The organism is Pseudomonas sp. (assembly GCF_035277045.1).
Taxonomy (GTDB): Bacteria; Pseudomonadota; Gammaproteobacteria; order Pseudomonadales; family Pseudomonadaceae; genus Aquipseudomonas.
In genome coordinates this window covers 14,188-34,542 of sequence record NZ_DATELE010000004.1, presented here as the reverse complement: position 1 = coordinate 34,542, position 20,355 = coordinate 14,188, and the positions used below count along the sequence as shown (strand labels likewise).

Annotated in this window: 15 protein-coding genes; 5 read left to right on the top strand and 10 right to left on the bottom strand. The window is 63.6% G+C overall.

What is annotated here, in order from left to right; all coding sequences use genetic code 11:
* The 4 genes from lpxK to VJS90_RS00185 all read right to left on the bottom strand — a co-directional run.
* The coding region (gene lpxK, locus VJS90_RS00200) for a tetraacyldisaccharide 4'-kinase (RefSeq protein WP_324117953.1) at positions 1–836 on the bottom strand (836 nt) is incomplete at its 3' end.
* Positions 836–1,270, bottom strand: coding sequence for an ExbD/TolR family protein (locus VJS90_RS00195; protein WP_324117951.1), 435 nt, complete (start codon positions 1,268–1,270; stop codon positions 836–838). The genes lpxK and VJS90_RS00195, both read right to left, overlap by 1 nt.
* Positions 1,267–1,902, bottom strand: a complete 636-nt coding sequence (locus tag VJS90_RS00190) for a MotA/TolQ/ExbB proton channel family protein (protein ID WP_324117949.1) — start codon at positions 1,900–1,902, stop codon at positions 1,267–1,269. The genes VJS90_RS00195 and VJS90_RS00190 overlap by 4 nt, the downstream gene beginning before the upstream one ends.
* An 83-nt stretch (positions 1,903–1,985) precedes the next feature.
* A complete protein-coding gene (locus VJS90_RS00185) occupies positions 1,986–4,196 on the bottom strand; it encodes a DNA internalization-related competence protein ComEC/Rec2 (protein WP_324117946.1) in 2,211 nt (736 codons plus the stop codon).
* A 143-nt stretch (positions 4,197–4,339) separates the two neighbouring features.
* Between VJS90_RS00185 and VJS90_RS00180 the strand changes: the two genes are divergently transcribed.
* Positions 4,340–4,966 carry a DUF2062 domain-containing protein gene (locus tag VJS90_RS00180; RefSeq protein WP_324117945.1) on the top strand — a complete coding sequence of 209 codons (627 nt, stop codon included), beginning with the start codon at positions 4,340–4,342 and terminating at the stop codon, positions 4,964–4,966.
* On the opposite strand, the gene VJS90_RS00175 is transcribed toward VJS90_RS00180, so the two are convergent.
* From VJS90_RS00175 to VJS90_RS00165, 3 genes are all read right to left on the bottom strand, one after another.
* A complete protein-coding gene (locus tag VJS90_RS00175) occupies positions 4,850–5,629 on the bottom strand; it encodes an ABC transporter permease (RefSeq protein WP_324117943.1) in 780 nt (259 codons plus the stop codon). The genes VJS90_RS00180 and VJS90_RS00175 overlap by 117 nt on opposite strands.
* Positions 5,626–6,558 carry an ABC transporter ATP-binding protein gene (locus tag VJS90_RS00170; RefSeq protein WP_324117941.1) on the bottom strand — a complete coding sequence of 311 codons (933 nt, stop codon included), beginning with the start codon at positions 6,556–6,558 and terminating at the stop codon, positions 5,626–5,628. Before VJS90_RS00170 ends, VJS90_RS00175 begins: the two co-directional genes overlap by 4 nt.
* Before the next feature lie 154 nt (positions 6,559–6,712).
* The gene (locus VJS90_RS00165; protein ID WP_324117939.1) at positions 6,713–7,336 is read right to left on the bottom strand and encodes a glutathione S-transferase; all 624 of its coding nucleotides are present in this window, start codon (positions 7,334–7,336) and stop codon (positions 6,713–6,715) included.
* Between the two features lie 202 nt (positions 7,337–7,538).
* Between VJS90_RS00165 and VJS90_RS00160 the strand changes: the two genes are divergently transcribed.
* The gene (locus VJS90_RS00160; protein ID WP_324117937.1) at positions 7,539–9,986 is read left to right on the top strand and encodes an acyl-CoA dehydrogenase; all 2,448 of its coding nucleotides are present in this window, start codon (positions 7,539–7,541) and stop codon (positions 9,984–9,986) included.
* Between the two features lie 46 nt (positions 9,987–10,032).
* Here VJS90_RS00160 and VJS90_RS00155 read toward each other — a convergent pair whose 3' ends face one another.
* On the bottom strand, positions 10,033–11,535 hold the full coding sequence (locus tag VJS90_RS00155; protein WP_324117935.1) for a hypothetical protein: 1,503 nt from the start codon (positions 11,533–11,535) through the stop codon (positions 10,033–10,035).
* Positions 11,536–11,687: 152 nt separating this feature from the next.
* Here VJS90_RS00155 and VJS90_RS00150 point away from each other — a divergent pair, with 152 nt between their 5' ends.
* The 3 genes from VJS90_RS00150 (at position 11,688) to VJS90_RS00140 (ending at position 13,639) form a co-directional block, all read left to right on the top strand.
* Complete coding sequence (locus tag VJS90_RS00150; protein ID WP_324117933.1) at positions 11,688–12,098, top strand: PA2817 family protein; 411 nt, start codon at positions 11,688–11,690, stop codon at positions 12,096–12,098.
* A 202-nt stretch (positions 12,099–12,300) separates the two neighbouring features.
* Complete coding sequence (locus tag VJS90_RS00145) at positions 12,301–12,840, top strand: fimbrial protein (protein ID WP_324117931.1); 540 nt, start codon at positions 12,301–12,303, stop codon at positions 12,838–12,840.
* A 61-nt stretch (positions 12,841–12,901) separates the two neighbouring features.
* Positions 12,902–13,639 (top strand): molecular chaperone, encoded by a 738-nt coding sequence (locus VJS90_RS00140; protein ID WP_324117929.1) that lies wholly within the window; start codon positions 12,902–12,904, stop codon positions 13,637–13,639.
* Between the two features lie 99 nt (positions 13,640–13,738).
* Here VJS90_RS00140 and VJS90_RS00135 read toward each other — a convergent pair whose 3' ends face one another.
* Both VJS90_RS00135 and VJS90_RS00130 read right to left on the bottom strand, forming a co-directional pair.
* A complete protein-coding gene (locus VJS90_RS00135) occupies positions 13,739–17,473 on the bottom strand; it encodes a sugar-binding protein (protein ID WP_324117927.1) in 3,735 nt (1,244 codons plus the stop codon).
* A 53-nt stretch (positions 17,474–17,526) separates the two neighbouring features.
* Complete coding sequence (locus VJS90_RS00130) at positions 17,527–20,355, bottom strand: hypothetical protein (protein ID WP_324117925.1); 2,829 nt, start codon at positions 20,353–20,355, stop codon at positions 17,527–17,529.

The following is a 20,355-nucleotide window of genomic DNA, read 5'->3' as shown; positions in this document are numbered from 1 at the left end:
AGGCGCTCGGCGCTGAACTGCGCATGGTCGGCGAAGGGATGCGGTACCGGCTGCCAGTCTAGCCCTTGCAAGGTATTGAAGAAACGCTGGGGATTACCAATGCCGGCCACGGCGTGCAACGCCTGGCCCGCCGGAAACAGATCGAGGCCACGCCGCTCGCCGGTAAGTACGTTGACCAGGGCGGCGGGCTTGAGGCTGAACGCAAAGCCTGCATCGCCATCGGCCGGCGCGCCATTGAACAGCACGGCATCGGCGTCGGCCAGACGCTCCACCGGCTCACGCAGCGGTCCGGCTGGCAGGCAGCGGCCATTGCCCAGGCCCCGGGCGGCATCGATCAGCACCAGCTCGAGGTCACGGGCCAGGCGGTAGTGCTGCATGCCATCGTCACACAGGATCAGGTCCAGGGGCTCGCTGTCGAGCAATGCCTGCACGGCGCGCGAGCGGTCCGGGTCGATCATCAGCGGCACGTGGGTGCGCTGGACGATCAGCAGCGGCTCATCGCCCGCCTGTTCGGCAGGCTGCCCGGCCCTGACCCGCCAGGGCAGTTGCGGCGGCTTGGCGCCGTAACCGCGACTGACCACGCCAACGCGCAGCCCCCGGGCTCGGCAATGCTCGATCAGCCAGAGGATCATCGGCGTCTTGCCGGTCCCCCCAACCGTGATATTGCCCACCACCACCACCGGTACCGGGGCGCGGTAGCTTGGGCGCTCGCCGCTGAGAAAACGTGCGCGCTTGCGCAGCACCACGCGGCGGTACAGCGCTTCGAGCGGGCGCAGCAACGCCAGCACGGGGTGCCCGGCGTACCACGCGGCGAGCAGGCGGTCGGCCAGCGCCATCAGGGCGTCTCCTGGGCCGCCTCGACAGTGGTCATGCGCAGTTGGCTGAAACCGAGCTTGCCGGCGGCATCCATTGCAGTGACCACGGCCTGGTGCGGCGTCTTGCCATCGGCGCTTATCGACAGCGGCAGCTGGTGATCACCGGCCGATGCCTGCTCGATCGCCTCGGTGAGGGTCGCCAGGTCGCTCTTGGGCAGCAGGTTGTTGTTCACCGAATAGACGCCTTCGGCGCTGATGGTGATCTCGACCTGCTTGTCCGGCGCGTCCGTCGCCGCCGTGGCGCTGGCGGCCTCGGGGAGCTCGACGCGCAGCTGGGTCTCGCGGGTGAAGGTGGTGGTGACCACGAAAAACAGCAGCAGGACGAAGACCACGTCGATCAACGACGCCAGGTTGATGTCGACGTTCTCGCGCTGGCGGTTGCGCCTGAACTTCACGCCTTGCCTCCAGCCACTTCGACTTCGCGATCGCCTTGTATCACCTCGACCAGCTTGATCGCTTCCTGCTCCATGCCCACCACCAGCTCATCGATGCGGCGCAGCAGGAAACGGTGGAAGAACACCGCCGGGATACCCACCATCAGGCCGGCCGCGGTGGTGACCAGGGCCTTGGAAATACCACCGGCCAGGACCGAGGCGTTGGCCGTCATCTGCGACCCCATGAAGGCGCTGAAGATGTCGATCATGCCCAGCACCGTGCCGAGCAGGCCCAGCAGCGGCGCCATGGCGGCGATGGTGCCCAGGGTGCTGATGTAGCGCTCCATCTCATGGATGACCCGGGAGGCGGCTTCCTCGATGCACTCCTTCATGATCTCGCGGCCATGCCGTGAGTTGGCCAGGCCCGCGGCGAGAATCTCGCCCAGCGGCGAGTCGGCGCGCAGTGCCTTGAGCTTGTCGCCGGTGAGCTGCTTGTCCTTGATCCACATCCACACCTGGCCAAGCAGGTGCGGCGGGGTCACGCGGCTGGCACGCAGGGTCCACAGGCGTTCAGCGACGATAGCCATGGCAGCGATGGAACTCAGAATGATCGGCACCATCATCCAACCACCGGACTTGACCAATTCCCACACGTTGAGCATCCCCCCGAAAAAGTCCGACACTCTACCATAGGACCGAAGGAGGCTCATCTGCCGGAGGTCGCCAGGGCCAGTCATCAGCGCCAGAAGCGCCGCTGGCCGCGCATCGCCTCGACGTCGCCATGGCTGCCCAGACGCAGACGCAACGCACCGTGCAGCGCGGTGTCGTGGATCTCCAGCCCGTGCCGCCGGTAGCGCGCGATGACCTCGGCATGGGGATGGCCAAAGCCGTTGTGCCGTCCGCGCGAGATCAGCACGCCACGGGGCGCGGTGGCCTTGATGAACGCCTCGGTGGACGAGCTGCGGCTGCCATGGTGCGGGGACTGCAGCCAGTCGATGCGCGGCGCCGGCGTGGCGGCCAACCAGGCGCGCTCGGCCCCGGCCTCGATGTCGCCTGCCAGCAGCAGCCGCTCGCCCTGCGCCTCGACCAGCAGCACGCATGAGCGCTGATTGCTGTCGGGCCCATCCGTCCAGCGCCAGGCCGAAAACGACACGCCGTCCCATGTCCAGCGCTCGCCGCTGACACAGGGTTGCGCCTGCAAGGCCGCCGGCAGCGCCGTGGCCTCGCCGCTGAGCACCCGCGCGACCGGCAAGCCCCGTGCGATGGCCCCCGCGCCGCCCGCATGGTCGGCATGCGCATGGCTGATCAGCATCAGGTCGAGCGCGCTCACACCCAGCTTGCGCAGCGTGGGCAACACGACACTTTCGCCCAGGTCGGCCTCGCCCAGCGCCGGGCCAGCGTCATACAGCAACGTGTGGTGACGGGTGCGCAACAGGATCGCCAGGCCCTGGCCGACATCCAGCTGCCAGACCTCGACCTGCCCCAGCGGGATCTGTTCCCGAGGCACCCACAACGCCAGCAGCATCACCGCGCCCGGCAAGCGCAAGGGCATGCCGCGCGGCAACAGCACCAGCACCGCGCCCAGACAAACCAGCGTCCAGGCCCACCCGGGCAACGGCTCGGGCAGCCATGCCGGCTGCCATTGGGCGACCTGCGCCAACAGACGCAGCAGCACATCGAGCATGCCACCGGCCACCCACAGCAAGGCGTCGCCAAGGCCCGCCACCGGCAACAGCACGGTGCCCAGCAAGGCAAGCGGCAACACCGCCAGGCTGATCCAGGGCACCGCCACCAGGTTGGCCAGCGGCGCGCTGAGGCTGACCGGCAGGCCCAGCGCCAGCAAGGCGGGCAGCAGGCCGACGGCAATCACGCACTGGGCGCGGCTCCAGGCCTGCCAGGGCCGCCAGCGGCCGAGCCGCCCGGCGAAGGTGAAGATCAGCACCGCCACGGCGCTGAACGACAGCCAGAACCCGGGCAACAGGCTGGCCAACGGCTCGACGACGAGCACGGCATCGAGCGCCGCCAGCAGCGGCACGAACGCCCCCAGCTGGCGAAAGCGCAGGCGCCACAGCAGCACCACTGCCAGCATCAGGCAGGCCCGCTGCACCGGCACCTGGAAACCGGCCAGCCAGCCATAGCCCAGCGCCGCCAGCATGGCCAGTGCGCAGGCCCAAGGCAGCCACGCCAGCCGCGACGGCCACCAGCCCAGGCGCGCCAGGCCCGCCACCAGTGCGTAGATCAGGCCCGCCAGCAGGCCGATATGCTGGCCTGAAATCACCATCAGGTGGACCGTGCCAGTGTCGCGCAATACCTGCCAGTCCTCGCGCGCCAGGCCTGCTCCGTCGCCCAGCACCAAGGCCACCAGCGCGGCTTCCTGGCCCTGCGCATCCACCGCCAGCAGGCGCTGGCGCAAGCCATCGCGCCAGTTGCCATCGGCCGCTTGCAGCAGGCTGCCGGCCTTGACCGTGCCCGTGCCACCGATGCGCCGGGCCAGCAAGCGGGCTTCACGGTCAGGGCCATGGGGATTGAGCAACCCGTGCGGGCGCTTGAGCGAAACGGCCAGGCGCCAGCGTTCGCCGCTGTTGACCGGCGGGCCGTCGAACCAGCTCAGTTGCAGGCGCGGCGGCAGCCTGGCGCGGCGCGACTGCGCATCGTCCAGTTCGAAGCGCACGACACGCCCGCCCTGCTGCGGCAGGCCGGCCACCCTGCCCTCCAGCCACACCGTGCGCCCGTCCAGTGCCGGGTCCAGACGCTGCTCCAGCGCCCCGTGCGCCGACCAGCAGGCCCAGCACACACCCAACAGGAAAACGCCAACGGGCCAGCCGCGCGTGCACAGGCACGCAAGCCCCGGAAAAACCATCAGACACAACCACCCGACAGATGGCAACGCCGGCAGAAAACCCAGGCACAGCATCCCGAGCGCAAGCGCAAACATCCCTGTGCGCATGACTACCGCCCCAAAACGAAAAACGTCCCGAGAGGAATAGACCAAGGACGCACGCGTGCACGCTTAATATTTGTCACAAAGTCTGAACAAGGCAGTCAGGCGATCGGGTGCATACTGGCCCTCTTCACCCGCCGAGACCCTACATGCCGCGCAGAATTTTCAAACGCTACATGCCGGATCCAACCACTATCCGGGAGCACAAGTCGCTGCGCTTTCTGGGCCGGCTGCTGCACGACCCCAACCTCTGGCACCTCAACCGCCATTCGGTGGCGCGGGCCATGGGCGTGGGCCTGTTCGCGGCATTCATCCCCATTCCGATGCAGATGCTGCTGGCCGCCTGCCTGGCGATCCCGGTACGCGCCAACATGCCGATCGCGGTCAGCCTGGTGTGGCTGACCAACCCGATCACCATGCCGCCGGTGTTCTTCTGCACCTACATGATGGGCGCCTGGCTGATGCAGATACCGCCGCGCACCCTGCCCGAGGAGCTCACCTTCGAGTGGATCACCGGGCAGCTCTCGACGTTGTGGCAACCCTTCCTGCTGGGCTCGGTGGTGTGCGGCGTGCTGCTCGGCGCCCTCGCCTACTGCCTGACCATGCTCTACTGGCGCTGGTGGGTAGGCCGGCAGTGGCGCCGGCGCAAGGCCTCCCGGTCAGGTACGCATGCCGCGGCCGCTGACCAGCAGGCGCACGCAAAGGGTGTAGAGCACAGCAGTGGCGACCAGCATGAAGGTGATCGCCGTGCCGATGCGGATATCCGAAACCCCTAGGATGCCGTAGCGGAACGAGTTGACCATGTGCAGCACCGGGTTGGCCATCGACACCGTCTGCCAGAACGGCGGCAGCAGGCTGATCGAGTAGAACACCCCGCCCAGGTAGGTCAGCGGCGTCAGCACGAAGGTCGGGATGATCGAGATGTCGTCGAAGTTGCGCGCGAACACCGCGTTGACGAAGCCCAGCAGCGAGAAGATGGTCGCGGTCAGCAGCACCACCAGCACCGTGATACCCAGGTGATGCACCTGCAGGTGAGTGAAGAACATCGACAGGATGGTCACGATCACCCCTACCGCCAGGCCGCGCAGCACGCCGCCCAGGGCATAGCCGACGAGAATCGTGTGCGGCGACACCGGCGAGACCATCAGCTCTTCGATCGAGCGCTGGAACTTGCTGCCGAAGAAGCTCGACACCACGTTGCCGTAGGAGTTGGTGATCACCGACATCATGATCAGTCCCGGCACGATGTACTCCATGTAGGTGAAGCCGCCCATGTCGCCGATCTGCCGGCCGATCAGGTTACCGAAGATCACGAAGTACAGGACCATGGTGATCGCCGGGGGCAGCAGGGTCTGCGGCCAGATGCGCAGGAAACGCCTGACTTCCCGGTAGACGATGGTATTCAGGGCGACCCAGTTGGTTTGCAACTCCACGCTCATACCGCCACCTTCTCAAGGTTCTTTTCCACCAGTGACACAAACAGCTCCTCGAGACGGTTGGTCTTGTTGCGCAGGCTTTGCACCTCGATGTTCTGCAGCGCCAGCTGGCCGAACAGCGCGGTGATGCCCACATCCTTGTCCACCTGCACTTCCAGGGTATGCGGGGTGATCAGCCGGCACGGGTAGCCGGCCAGCACCGGCGCCTTGGCCAGGTCATGCCTGAGGTCGAGCACGAAGGTCTCGACGTGCAGCTTGCCCAGCAGCTTGCGCATGCTGGTGTTCTCGACAATGGTGCCGTGGTCGATGATGCCGATGTGGCGGCACAGCTGCTCGGCTTCCTCGAGGTAGTGGGTGGTCAGGATGATGGTGATGCCCTTCTCGTTCAGCTCGGTGAGAAAGCTCCACATCGAGCGGCGCAGTTCGATATCGACGCCCGCGGTGGGCTCGTCGAGGATCAGCAGGCGTGGCTCGTGGATCAGCGCCCGGGCGATCATCAGGCGGCGTTTCATGCCGCCCGACAACGAGCGGGACGGCACGTCGCGCTTGTCCCACAGGCCCAGCTGCGTCAGGTACTGCTCGGCGCGTTCCTTGGCAAGCCTGGGCGGGATCCCGTAGTAGCCGGCCTGGGTGACGACGATGTCGAAGGTCTTCTCGAACTGGTTGAAGTTGAACTCCTGGGGCACCACGCCGATGCTGCGCTTGAGCGCGGCGGGCTCGCGGTCCAGGTCATGGCCGAACACATTCACCGTGCCGCTGGTCTTGTTGACCAGGGTCGAGAGAATGCCGATGGTGGTGGACTTGCCGGCGCCATTGGGGCCGAGCAAGGCAAAGAAATCGCCTTCGGCGACGTCCAGGTCGATGCCGTTCAGGGCCTGGAAGCCGTTGCCGTAGGTCTTGGTGAGCTGTCGGATGGACAGGGCAGAACTCATAGCGGGTCACGTACCGGGTAAAGAAGGTTCAGGACACGCCAGATCGGATCACTGGCGCAGTGAGTGCGGCCATGGTGCAAGGCCAGGCCGCGCAAGTACAGTCATGCATATCGATAGTGACTATCGAGGCGAGCGGGTCGTTCACGCCGGCTGCTCAGGTGAGCGCGGTCATCACGGCGGCCTGGTAGGCCGGACGGGCCTTGAGGCGTTCGTACCAGGCACGCAGGTGGTGCATGTCCGGGCGCTCGATGGGCATCTCGAACCAGGCATAGACGAAGCAGCCCAGCGGGATGTCACCCATGCCGATCTCGTCGCCACTCAGGTATGGCTGGCGGGCCAAGGCCTGGTCGGCGATCGACAGCAGGTGGGCGCAGGCTTTGTGGGCGGCGTTGATCGCTACCCAGTCCTGTTGTTCGGGCGGGGTGCGCAGCAGGCCCCAGAACAGAGGGCGAAAGGGCGTTGCCAGGGATGAGGTGGCCCAGTCCATCCATTTGTCGGCCTGGGCGCGCTGGCGCGGGTCGTCCAGGTACCAGCCGTTTTCATCGCCGTACTCGGCGCACAGGTAACGCACGATGGCGTTGGACTCCCACAGCACCAGTTCGCCGTCTTCCAGGGTAGGCACCAGGCCATTGGGGTTGCGCGCGCGGTAGTCCGGCTCATCGACCAGGCCGAAGGCGCCGCCGGCGTCGAGCGATTCGAAGTCAACGCCAAGCTCCTGGGCGCACCACAGCACCTTGCGCACGTTGGTCGAGTTCTTGCGGCCCCAGATCTTCAGCATGGTGATGTCCTGATCGAATGCGGAAAAGACCCAGTCTACTCCACTAATGCCCACGAGGGCTTGCCGCCGCCGGACACATTCCCTGGCAATCGCCCGCGAACTCCCGCCGCCACACCCTGTCACTGAACAGACCTGGCTGGCGCGCGGATGCGGTCTAAGCTGTGCGGGCAAGTCGACACGAAGTTTCCACGGAGGACGGATCATGTTGCTGTTGTGGTTGGTGGTTCTGGTGCTCGGGGTGGCATATCTCGCCCACCGACGCGTTTCGCCCTTGCCCGCGCTCGGCGTGGTGGCGGGGTATCTGCTGCTGATGGGCGTGTTTAGCCATGCCCCGGGCTGGCTGCTGATCATCTTCTGGCTGCTGCTGGCCGCGGCCGCTGCGTTCGTGCTGCTGCCGGACCTGCGCATCAAGCGCTTCAGCGCGCCGATGTTCGGCTGGTTCCAGCGCACCCTGCCGCCGATGTCGCAGACCGAGCGCGAGGCCATCGACGCGGGCACCGTATGGTGGGACGGCGAGCTGTTCAGCGGCCGCCCCGACTGGAACACCCTGCTCGGCTACCCCGCGGCCAAACTGACCGAGGAGGAACAAGCCTTCATCGATGGCCCCACCGATGAGCTGTGCGCGCTAGTCAGTGACTGGCAGATCGGCCAGGACCTGGACCTGCCGCCCGCGGCCTGGGCGCACATCAAGGCGCATGGCTTCTTTGCGCTGATCATTCCCAAGGAATACGGCGGCAAGGGCTTCTCCGCCTATGCCCATTCCCAGGTGGCCATGAAACTGGCAACCCGCAGTGGCGACCTGGCCTCGACCGTGATGGTGCCCAATTCCCTGGGTCCGGCCGAACTGTTGCTGCACTACGGCACCGACGCGCAGCGCAACCACTACTTGCCGCGCCTCGCCCGTGGCGACGAGATCCCCTGCTTTGCCCTGACCGGCCCGCTGGCCGGCTCCGATGCCGGCGCCATGCCCGACACCGGGGTCATCTGCAAGGGCCAGTGGAACGGCGAAGAGGTGACCGGCCTGCGCCTGAACTGGGAAAAGCGCTACATCACCCTGGGCCCGGTGGCCACGCTGCTGGGCCTGGCCTTCAAGGCCTACGACCCCGATCACCTGCTGGGTGAGCAGGAAGAGCTGGGCATCAGCCTGGCGCTGATCCCAACCGATACCCCTGGCGTCGACATCGGCAAGCGCCATTTGCCGCTGGGCGCGGCGTTCATGAACGGCCCCAACAGCGGCAAGGACGTGTTCATCCCCCTGGACTTCCTCATCGGTGGCCAAGCCATGCTCGGCAAGGGCTGGATGATGCTGATGAACTGCCTGTCAGTAGGCCGCTCTATCTCGCTGCCGGCCGTCGGCACCGGCGCCGCCAAGTACACCAGCCTGGTCACCGGCCAGTACGCGCGCATTCGCGAGCAGTTCAACGTGCCACTGGCGGCGTTCGAAGGCATCCAGGAGTCGCTGGGGCGAATTGGCGGCAACGCCTGGCTGATGGACAGCGCACGCCTGCTGACCGCCAAGGCCGTGGACCTGGGCGAGAAGCCCTCGGTGCTGTCGGCGATCCTCAAGTACCACCTCACCGAGCGTGGCCGCGAGTGCATCCAGCACGCCATGGACGTGCATGGCGGCAAGGGCATCATCATGGGGCCAAACAACTACCTGGGCCGCAACTGGCAAGGCGCGCCGATCTTCATCACCGTCGAGGGCGCCAACATCCTCTCGCGCAACCTGATGATCTTCGGCCAGGGCGCCATTCGCTGCCATCCGTTCGTGCTCAAGGAAATGGCCCTGGCCGGGCGTGAGGACCGAGGGCAGGCACTGGTGGAGTTCGACCAGCTGCTGCTCAGGCATATCGGCTTCGCCGTGGCTAATGCCGCCAGCACCCTGGTGTTGGGCCTGGGCCTGGGGCGCCTTGAAAAGGTGCCGGGCGATGCGTTGAGCCAGGGCTACTTCCACGCATTGAACCGCCAGGCCGCGGCCTTCGCGCTGCTGGCGGACCTGAGCATGATGTTGCTCGGCGGCGCGCTCAAGCGCCGCGAGCGGCTGTCGGCCCGCCTCGGTGATGTGCTGAGCTACCTGTACCTCTCCTCCGCCGCGCTCAAGCGCTACCACGACCTGGGGTCGCCCGAGCACATGCAACCGTTGCTGCGCTGGGCCATGGAAGAAAGCCTGGACCAGGCCGAGAAAGCGCTGGACCGCCTGCTCGACAACTTCCCCAACCGCTTCATGGGCTGCGCGTTGCGCGTGATCGTGTTCCCGTTCGGGCGCCGGCACACCGGGCCCAGTGATGAGCTGGACGCCGAGGTGGCCGAGCTGATCGGGCGGCGCAAGGGTGATCCCGCGCTCGAGGAACTGCTTGCCGGTTGCTACCGGCCGCAGTCGGCGGATGACCCGGTGGGGGCGCTGCAGCACGCCAGCGACTTGCTCGATGACAGCGCGCCGCTGCAGAAAACCCTGCACCAGGCCTTGAAGGCCGGCAAGCTGGGAACGGTGCCAGGCGAATCGGCGATTGATGCCGCGTTGCGGGCCGGTGTGGTGCAGCCTCAGGAAGCCGAACGCCTGCGGGCCGCGGAGAAGGCGCGGCGCAAGGTGATCGATGTGGATGCGTTCAGCAAGGAGGAGTTGCTGGCGAGTGAAGGGAAGGTTCGGTGACACATCCCCAGCCCGGCTTCGCCGGGCACTGGACTATTCTCAAGCTTCAGCCATTGATGTAGTCGATCATTTGTTCGGGCTCCAAGGTTGGCAGTGCCAACACGATGTAAGCCCAGTACAAAAGTGTGGTGTCAACATCTTCAGCCATCAGCACCGTGAACGGCGTAGGCTGGCGCGATGCGGACGTGAAAACGCCCTCGGCATTCACCGTCCCGTTGCCCTCCTTGACTGCCCACTTGGTATTGGCGGCAGGCACTTCGACTTCGTTACCCTGGCGGTTTTTGTAACACAAGATCAGCTGTACCTTCCCTGATCTCAGCCGAGCCTTGAAGTAGTGGGTTTCCTGGGCATAAACAGTCACGAATGTCGAAGAGGCACTGCGAGCGCCCGCCCTTGCGGTGATGACATCCGCAGCAACCGGAAACGCCAGCGTGGAGCGCACCACTGCCGGCACATCGGTCTTGTTGTTGACCTCGAGGGTGACGGCGGGGTTCGCTACCGCGGGCGGATGATAGAACCATTGCCCGCTGTCGTGTTCGAGAGTACCCACGGCTGATCCCGCCAACGTCCACTGGGCCGTGACACCTGCTGGCTCCAAGGTGAGCGCTTGCTTCCCGGCACCGGTTCCCACTACCCGAAGCATCGGGGTGATCGATAGCGGTGCTTCAGCTTGGGTACTGCGGGTGGAGGCTTCCAACGCCGGAGGCTGGAGGAATCCCGCGACGTAATAGCCCGACGGCTCTGAGTAAACCCCACCGGTAAAGACCACAGACCCCGGTGGCACCATAAGTCCTGTTGCCCAGTTCGAATCAGCCGGAGGTTTATCCTGAGCGACCTCAGGGAACAGCTCACGCTTGAAACTCATTGAGAGATAGTCAACAGACTTCGCCGCGAGATCGCCGGTCGGCCTGTCGGCACCGAGTGGACTCGCGGGCACCGGGTCGAACAGGAAGCTGTACATACCCGCTGCCGTCGCACAACTGCCTTGCATGGCCGCAAGGGCGACATTGCTCGGCGGTGGGAGATAATACAAGGTTGTACGCTTCTCTTTATCATAGTGTTGCGTAATCGCGCCCCAACTATAGCCGCCGCCCGTATGCTCGTATTCGGCATGACCAGTCCATTGCAACTGAACGTCACCAGCGCCGTCGGCCCGATAAACCAGCTTCATGCCGGCAAGGTCGAGCGTCATGGTCAGGCGTGCGTCTGCTGACGGCCAGGTATCACGTATTTCATAGACGCGCCGCCCGGTCGCTCCCAATTCCTTTTTCAGACGGAACAGGGTGTCTTGCAACAGCCGCTTCACCACCAATACCGCATTCTCGTTATAACGCATGAATGCGCCGCCCACCTGGAACGCTCCGGCCTCCCATTGACCATTGTCGGACTCGCGGTAATAGCGTATCCGCTCAGTGAGAATGGCCTGATTTCTGGAAGCGTAGCGGGCCCAGCAATTATTCAGATCGTCGATAAAGATCAAACCCCAGATACCTGGCTGATCGGCTTTTGTGATGTGGCGGGGTTGTTCCTCGGAAACGTGCTTGGACACTGCCCTGATCCTTGTTCAATTCCTGGCAATTTGAACATCGGGCACAGCAGGTTGAAACTGGCTGATGTGACAGTTGACGGTGCACGAAAACGCCCCAAAAACACCCAAGGCCACGTATAATCCAGCGTTGTTCCGCAACCGAGTACCCACTCATGCCAACCCCCCATCTCGAATTCCATCTGCAACTGCTTCACCACCTGCGTACCATCCTGGCGGCCCTTGGCGAAGCCGAGCAAGTTCCAGAAGAAAGCCATGCGCTGTTTCTGGAGCGCTTCGACGAGTTGTTGAACCTGCTGCCCCAAGATCCGCTCGAGAGCCAGTACCTTGGCCAGGACCTGCTCTGCCAGATCATCCAGCGCTATCCGCAAATCGCCCACCTGGTCCCGCGAGACCTGTTGTGGTTCTTTGGCGGCGACTGCCTGCATTTCATGCCGGATGAGGAGCTGCAGCTCTATCAGGAGCTTGAAGAGCGACGCTATGAAGCCGAGCAAAACGGCGAAGCCTTTGACTGGCACCAGCATAAGGCCCTGCTGAGCATGCCCGGTAATGCGCAAGGGCATTGAACAACAACGTGCTCGCGTTCTGTGATTTAACAGCCCAAGACTATCTGGAAATCCTTGCGTCCCAGTTAATTCCGCCTACATCACCTGCCGCCCCCTCTCGCTAACCTGTCCGCCGCTCCCACCCCTCCACCGCGATGCCCGGCCATAAGGGAGCACTCTGGGCATCTCAGGGCCTCGCGAACTTTTAGAAAGGTAGCTCCTGATGAAAAGGACCGTACTCATGCTCGCCCTGGGAATGGCGGGCAGCAGCGCGTTTGCAGCGGACGAAACAGGCCAGATCAATTTCTACGGTACCGTTTATGGTGGCGGTACCTGCCCTATCGAAGTGGTAAATCCGGGCGGTAGCGTTATACCTCGGGTCACACTGGGCAATTTCACGGCAAAGTATTTCTCCGCCGCCGGGGTCACGACGCCTGAAGTCGGTTTCGCACTGCGCGTTACGCCCGACACCACCTGCGTGATCGTTCCCGGCAGCAAGACCAAGGTCACTTTCACCCCCCTGCATGGGCCGATCGGTACCGACCTGTATGCAATCCGCCAAGGCGGTGCTGGTGGCCTGGGGCTGGCGATCAAGGATCAGGCACACGCCAAGCTCGCTCCAAACACGGCCTCCATGGAATACGATCTGTATAGCAACCGGCCTACCGACTTGCAGTTCTACGCGGCTTATGAGTCACACCTTCCTGCCGTGACCGAAGGCCTGGCGGAGGCTGAAGTCAGCTTCATGGTAGCCCTGCCGTAACCCGTACACCAGGTGCACTTCTGCACCTGGTGTCGACTCACTCCTCGTTTCGGTCATTCCCATGCGCCCTCTTGCCCGTTCTCTCAACGCCCTGTGCAGCTGTCTGCTGATACTGACCGGCGGCCTTACCAATGCGCAGGCTGCGCTGACAATCAGCCACACCCGGATCGTCCACGACAGCGCCAAACGCAGCTCGTCGGTGATCGTCGCCAACCCTTCAGATGCGCCCTATGCCGCACAGGCCTGGGTCAACACCGAGGCGGACGACCAGACCAGCGCCGTCCCCCTGCTCGCTTCCCCCAATCTGTTCAGGCTCGACCCTGGCAATGAACAGACGGTGCAGATCAATGCGCTGCCCAGCGACCTTCCGCAAGACCGGGAATCGTTGTTCTACTTCAATCTGCAAGAGATTCCGCAGGCCGCGCCGGGCTCGCAACAAAACGTTCTGACCATCGCCCTTCGCACCCGAATCAAAGTGTTCTACCGCCCAAGCCAACTGCGCGACAACCCCCGAGAACGGCTCAAGGACCTGAGCTGGTCCGTGCAATCCATTGAAGGGAAACCGCATCTGGTCGTGGACAACCCATCCCCCTACCACTACACGTTCAGTCGCCTGGTGGTCAGCGGCCCCGGTGCCAGCGAAACGCTCAGCGTCAGCGACATGGCCCGGCCCTTGAGCAGACAGGCATACCCGCTGCAGACCTTGAAAATACAGGACGGACTGCGGGTCAGCTTCACTACGATCAATGACTACAGCGGCATTACCGCCGAGCTGTCCAGCCCGGTAGCACGCCATTGAACCAGACGATGGCAAAAAGGCCTGCGCATGCGCAGGCCTCCAAAGGCACCTCAGCGTAACAACGGTTACGCCCTGAACTGCCGGTGCCGGCATAGCGCCTTACATTGCCCCGACCTCAGTAACCTGCAGAGCCAAGCGGTCCAGTGGGTCATATCCATAGGCAGCCCCTGCACTGCGGGCACCGTCCTCGACCTTCACCAGACGTCCCAGGGCGTCGTACTCCAGGGTTCGGCCTTGCTCATCCTTGGTCAGATTGCCATCACCGTCATACTCCAGCGCAACCGTACGAGGTTCGCTCTCCAGACCGCGGATAACGATACCGGTCAGTTGCGCGGGATCGAGCGCATTCTCGAACTGGTAGCGCGCATCGATCGTGCCGCCTTCAAACCCAGTGCGGACCCGGGTAATGTTGTCCAGCCCATCCAGGTCGAAACGCTGGCTTTGAATCTTCTTGCCGAAATGATCGACTGGGCGATAGTCATCCTCGGCAGTGCAACGATAGTCGACCAGCCTGCCGCGTTTGTCGTAGGTGTACTCCTCCTTGCGCAGATCACGCCCTGCCTGGGACAGCGTTCTGACCTTGACCGCATCGACCGCATCGTAGGTCTGCGACAGCGCTTGTAGCGAATCGCCAAAATCGAAACGGCGAAGGGTCTCTCGTTCGAAGTCGTCGTACTCCAGTTCGGTTGCCAGGCTGCGAATGCTGCCGTCGTGCTCCCGGGTCTGGGTGAAAATCCGCCGAGTGCGGCCCAGATCGTCGTATTCAAAGGTGCTTGCCACCGTGTCCAGGCTGGTCTGCACCAGCTGTCCCTTGGCGTTGTAGCTGTAAGACTGAACGTTGCCGAGCACATCGGTGTAGCTGAGCATGCGCCCCCGCAAACTGTGCACATAGTGCATGGTGTGGACGCTACCTCCCTGAGTCCGCACCTCCTTGCGCAGCTGGCCGGTACTGAAGTACTCACGGTCCAGCGCCTCGCCCTGTTCCTGGCAGTGGAGCAGCCGGGCGTTCTGCCGGTCATACTGATATCCCGCCTCTACCCCTGAATCGATCAACGCGCGCTGCAGGGGCTCCTCCCCCAGTTGCGGCAGGTACGCATACTTGATCGTTTGCAGACTGGGTGTGATGACCTGCAGCGGTTGGCGCTGCCCGATGGCATAGCTCAATGTGCGTTTACGCCCGCCGGTGATCGACGTGACCATGCGGTCCAGGCCATCGAAGGCCTGCTCACCCAAGACCTTCTCGACCCCCTTGTCCAGAACCTTGATCAGCACAGGCAGATCATCCTGACTGTGCGCAGCGTAAGCGCGCTGGACAATCGAGCCATCGGCCAGGGTGTGGTCCTGCAACCGATCGAACTCGTCGTAGATGAACGAGACCTGCGCATCGCGCCCGTCGATTTCGCGGGCAGTACGTCCAAGGCCATCATGGAAATATTGATGCAGGCTCACGCGTGTCCTGACTTCGTCGCAGGCCAAGCGCTCGACCCGCGCTGGCTTGTCGAAGCGGTTGAACCAGGTGATGGTCTCTCCAGTACGCAGCCCGCCGTCGGCGGACGCTCGCCATTGCCTCAGGATCGGGCCATCGGATTCGGGCGTGCCAATGGGGTCGGTCTTCTCGTAGGTGCGCACGCCGTCGGGGCCAACTTCACAGTACCGCTGTCCCCAGCCGTCGTATTCGAAGGCACGGCGCAGCGGCAGGTCAGTACCTTGCAGCCAGTCATGCTCGACTTCCTCGGCCAGATTGCCCAAGGCATCGTAGGTTGCGGTGTAGGTCAGCCGTGGAGCCTCCTGGGCCTTCACGGTCATGCCAAAATCGGGATCCTGTCGCATCTGCCGTACAACTCGGCTGAGGCCGTCAACATAGGTCCAGGTCATCACACCCTTGACATCCACCTCGGTCTGCACGGCCTGGTTACCATTGGCAGACAGGTGGTAGCTGTAGCTGCGGGTTGCCTTGTATTCCTCGTCGTTGGGCGAGACCGTTTCACTCGTAACCCGCCTTAGCTCGTCGTAGGTGTAGGCGATCTGGACCTGGTTGTCATCGTAGTTGAGCAGCGGCTCACCGATCAGCACCGAATGCTGCAGAGTATTGATTTTCTGCGCATGCCGCGTGCTGCCGTCAGCCTGAAGCTCGCCATGATCGAAGCCTGAGACGGTCACCTGGGTTTCCAGCGCCGGGTGGCCGCCCACCGAAACCAGGGCATAGGCATAGCCGGTGTGGGTGGCAAGCACGCCGTGGGTGTTTGTTTCGCGCATGCGGCGACCGTATTCAAGGACATTCCGGGAATCCTTGGCATGCTCGATGCTGGCGTGTGTCAGGATCGCTCCATCGCTCACACGCACCAGCGTTTCAGTCGCTGGCACCAGGGTGCCTCGCTCGCCCGCTACCAGGGAGGGCAGCAGTTCGTAGAGCATCTCAGTGCGCAAAGCTTCGGCCTGTCCTTCGCCCGTACTGGCTGGGGTAACCGTTCGAGATTTCAGCTGACGTACGAACCCTTCAGGATCGGCCGGGCTGGCGTCCTTGGGATAGTAGGTGTATTCGGTCGTGACACCGCTGGGTTGCTCCTCGCGGGTGAGGTTGCCGTGAAGGTCGTACTCGGTACTGACGGCCTCGTCGCGACGCGCTGACCCGCCGGTCCTGGTCCAGGTCGTGGTCACCACCCGCGGCAACTGGAAGTTCGCCGGCTGGTCGCGGAAGGCCTGGTTGGCGACTTCATGGTAGGTGGTCGTGACAGTCTGGATGCAGCCGTCCTGTGTCTCGACCTGCTCGGTCGCCAGGTGAAAACGGTTGAAGGTGCGCGTGATCGTGCGTACCGGGATACCGTCTTGGTATTGGCTTTCAGTCGAGCTGTAGAGGTAGCTGGCGCCAGCGAACTTGTAGAGGTTGTCGAGGCCGTCATCACCCCAACGGATACCCGTTCCGTAGCCCAGGAAATTGTTCGTGCTGAAGGTGTAGCGGGTATCTTGTTCCGGCATGCCGGCACCCGGTGTGATCACATGCCGCTTGACGTACGGCAGTGTCCTGCCCTCGCCTCCGGGGAGCCCATGCCCTTGTTCCTGGTATTCGATCCGCTCGGTGCCACCCATGGGAGTCTGGAGGCTCGCCAGGCAACGCAGCTCGCCAATGCGCTGGTAGGTAAAGACCCAGCAAGCCTGGTCCTGGGTAGGCAGGACCACCTTCATCAGCTGATCGCCGGTACGCTCAAGGGTATAGCGCGCCGAGGCGGCGGTGTCCGGGTTGAGGTCCACGAGCACGCGGGCATTGCTGCTGTAGTCAATGCGCAGCAGGGTTCGCTTGCTGTCATCGACAATGGAGCTCAGGCACGGGATGCCGCGGACAACCGTGTAGCCCAGCGCGATGCCGTGGCCGGTCGGCGCCAGCACCCGTACAGGCAACGCCACCGTGTAGTCAGGCGCCTGCGGCTCCAGCAGCTCGATCAGTCCAGACTTGTGCGCAATGCGAAAACGGGTAGCCTGGCCTTCGCTGACGTTCTCGAACTTGAAGCTCTCGATCTTGCGCTCGGCAATCACGGCCGTCTCGCCCGGCCCATTGTCGGCGACCTTGAAATTCTCGCCGGTATGAAGGCTGAGCATGCCCCCCGAAGGGATGAACTGGCTCAGGTTCAGGCTCCAGCCTACTCCAAAGCCCGAATCCTGATTGTTCATCGGGTTGAAGGCAATCCGTAGAGGCAGATTGGGCCCGCTCAGCTGGTTGGCAGGCAGCTCCGGCAACTCTATTGCCAAGCCGTACTGCCCGGTTCGCGGGTCGACGCTGCCAGCAACGAAGCTGAGAAAATTGAACGCATTTGAGTGGATATAGGATTTCGTGGTCATGAAAGTGCTCGATACTGTGTCGGGAGTTGCCGCCCCGGCTGGGGCGGCCTCGTTCACTGAAGGTCCAGGAGAAGTGCGTTGCGACTGTCCGCCCCGCCGCCAAAGGTAACTTTCAACTTGTGCGGTGAGCCGTAGTTGTCGATCAAGGTGAACGACAGGGCTTTATCGAGGGCCAGACGGTAGTTGTCGCTGTCACCGCTGCGGTAGTGCCAATAGGCCAGATTGGGCGCACGGTCCAGGCTCAGCAGCAGGGTGCCTTCATTGACGCTTTCCTGGCCTTTGAACCCGCGGTCCAGGCCGCTGAACAGGACCCGGTCCTCCATCATCAGCAGCTCCAGGTCAGCCCCATACTGAATACCTCGGGACGCAGGCGGCGCATCAGGATGGCGACGTGGCTTGAAGGCAAAACCGGTGTAGGTACAGTAGGTTTCGTTCAACTGTTCGCTTTCCCAACGGACCATGGCGGCGTTGTCGAAACGCAGGCTGGCGAACTGCATCTGCCTGCCCGACACCCGCCAGTAGTCGGTGGTGTAATGCCAATAGTTGAAGGTGTCCCCGGAGAGGTGATCAAATCCGCCCTCGCTCGCCACCCGCTTGGACTCGAACACGTAGTTGCCCAGGTTGGAGGGCGGCACCGCCACGCCTTCCAGTTCGACCACGCCTTTGATGGGGTCTTTGATTTCAGAGTAATGCCAACCACCACGATGGTCCTGGAACTTGGCTTTGAACCTTCGCACTTCTGCCTCGGTGGCGTTGACGTAGAAGGTCATCTTGCGCGTGGCATCGGCGGGCGCCAGCACGTTCGCTGCTGCGGCGGGGACATCACCGGAGGGCAGATAGTCGTAGCGATTGCGCTGCTTGCTGACCGACCATTTGTTGCGGTTGGCAGGCAGGTCGGGGTCCAGGCCTTCCAGACCCGCCGGCAGCACCTCGACCTCGCTGCCGTCCTCGTACAACAGCACCAGCGATGCCAGCTCAAGGTCGCTGACCGGGTCCCATACCTGGCCATCCTCCCCTTCAAATGCGTGGGTCTCCAGGACGACATCGATACCCACTTGCTGCAACCCGTTGGCCATGACGCGATTGCGGTTCAGGTTGTTGCGCTTGACTTCAAAGATACTCAGGGTTTTCCAGCGCGCTTGCATCGAGGCCATCCGGTGCGGGGTATTGCGCTGGTGTTCGATCACCGCGATGCCTTGATAATTTCCGAAGACACCCACCACAACACTGACATCACCCGCCGAGGAATCCGGCGCCGTGTAGAGCCCCGTCGTGGCATCGAGCGTGCCCGAGCCGACCAGTTCCCACTCGGCGTTGGCTGGGTAATCTGCGAGCGTGAAGGCCTGCGTCCCGGAAGCACCCATGCGTGGAACATGAAAGGGTTCGACGCTGAGTGGGGAGCTATAGGGAAGAATGACGACCGTCGCATAACCGCTGCTGGAGCCCTTGGTCACCTTGATGCGCTGAAGCGAGACCGGCGGCGCGCCGAGTTCGATAGCGGGGGTGAAGAGCGCCGAACGCGGGTCGTCGGGGTCGGCCACCACTGCGCCAAGGGCGTCACCCTCCAATGACCAGGCAAGGCCCTCGCCTTCTGACGCGGTCAGGCGCAGAGGCGCTTCGCCCCGGTTCCATATCATCACCCGTGGCGAGATCGCCAGCGCCTCCACCGACTCGACGACCACCGCGGCGCGAACCTTGGCGTTGCTGGGGTCGCTCGACTGCGCGTTCACCACGACCACCTGCTGGTCGGTGGCAAAGTTCTCCGAGGAAGAGGCGGTATAGCGCCGCTGAGCGAGTTCGCCGCAGGCCAGTGGATAGCAGAGGTTTCGCACCGCCCATTGCTCAGCCGACGTGTCGCCGGCACTGAACGCCAGCGTTTGCCCCGCGCCGATACTGCTCAGCGCCGGCTGCAGTTCCACCGTCGATTCGCTGGCCACGATGTCGCTGAACAGAATCAGGTCATAAGGAGCATGCCGTTCGGTCGGCCTGACCTGATAAGCCCCGGGCAGGATCACATGTTCCAGCAGACTTGCCTCAAGCTTTTCGACCAGCGCTGCGCGCCTCTTGTCGATCAGCAGGGCGGCATCATGGTTAGCCCCACCCGCGTTGTTGACGGGCAGCAGGTAAGGCAAGTCGCGGGGTGCCACACCGGCCGCAGGCGAGCCGCGCAGGCGCATCAGCAGCACGACGGCCCCGTCGTCACCTGCTGTCGCGACACCGCCGGGGCCAGATGGCGCCCTCTGTGTGCGTACAGAGAAGTCGGAAATCGACAACGGGTCGTACCCGTCGAAATCGCACGTCAGCATCGCAAAGGATGGACCACTTCCCCACTGGGCCTGCAGCTGGGCCTTGAGGAACTCGCCCATTTCTCGCCGAGCCACCCCGGTCGCACCCAGGGTGCAGATAGGGTTGGAGCCCTGACTCAGGTCGAGCACCAGTTGCGTCTGATTGGAAAAAGGCACTGGGACCAGTTTCAAGGGCACCGTCATTTCCAGCTGATAGCCCATGCCCTGGTACAGGGTATGGCTTCTTCTAAGCCGTTTGGGCTCACCTGGCCACAGTGCGACGGCGCTGCACCGGCCAGCGATCAGCGCTTGGGTCACGGTCACGAGCAAGGTATCGCCCGTGGCGTTCTTGAACGACAGTTGCGGCGGGCCAAGCATGAGTTCGTCGAAGATGACCTTTTCGGTCAGGTTCGTGTCCAGATAAAGCTCACCACTGATGGGCTGGAGCGAATCCTGGGTCGCGAATGACTCCACGTAGCGCGCTTCCAGCCGCTGGTTGAGCGGGCTGCGGCCCAGCGCGAGAATCGCGCCCCAGCCATGCATGGCATCACCTTTGCCCAGCTCAGCGAGCAAGGCCTGCTTGGAATTGTTCATCAT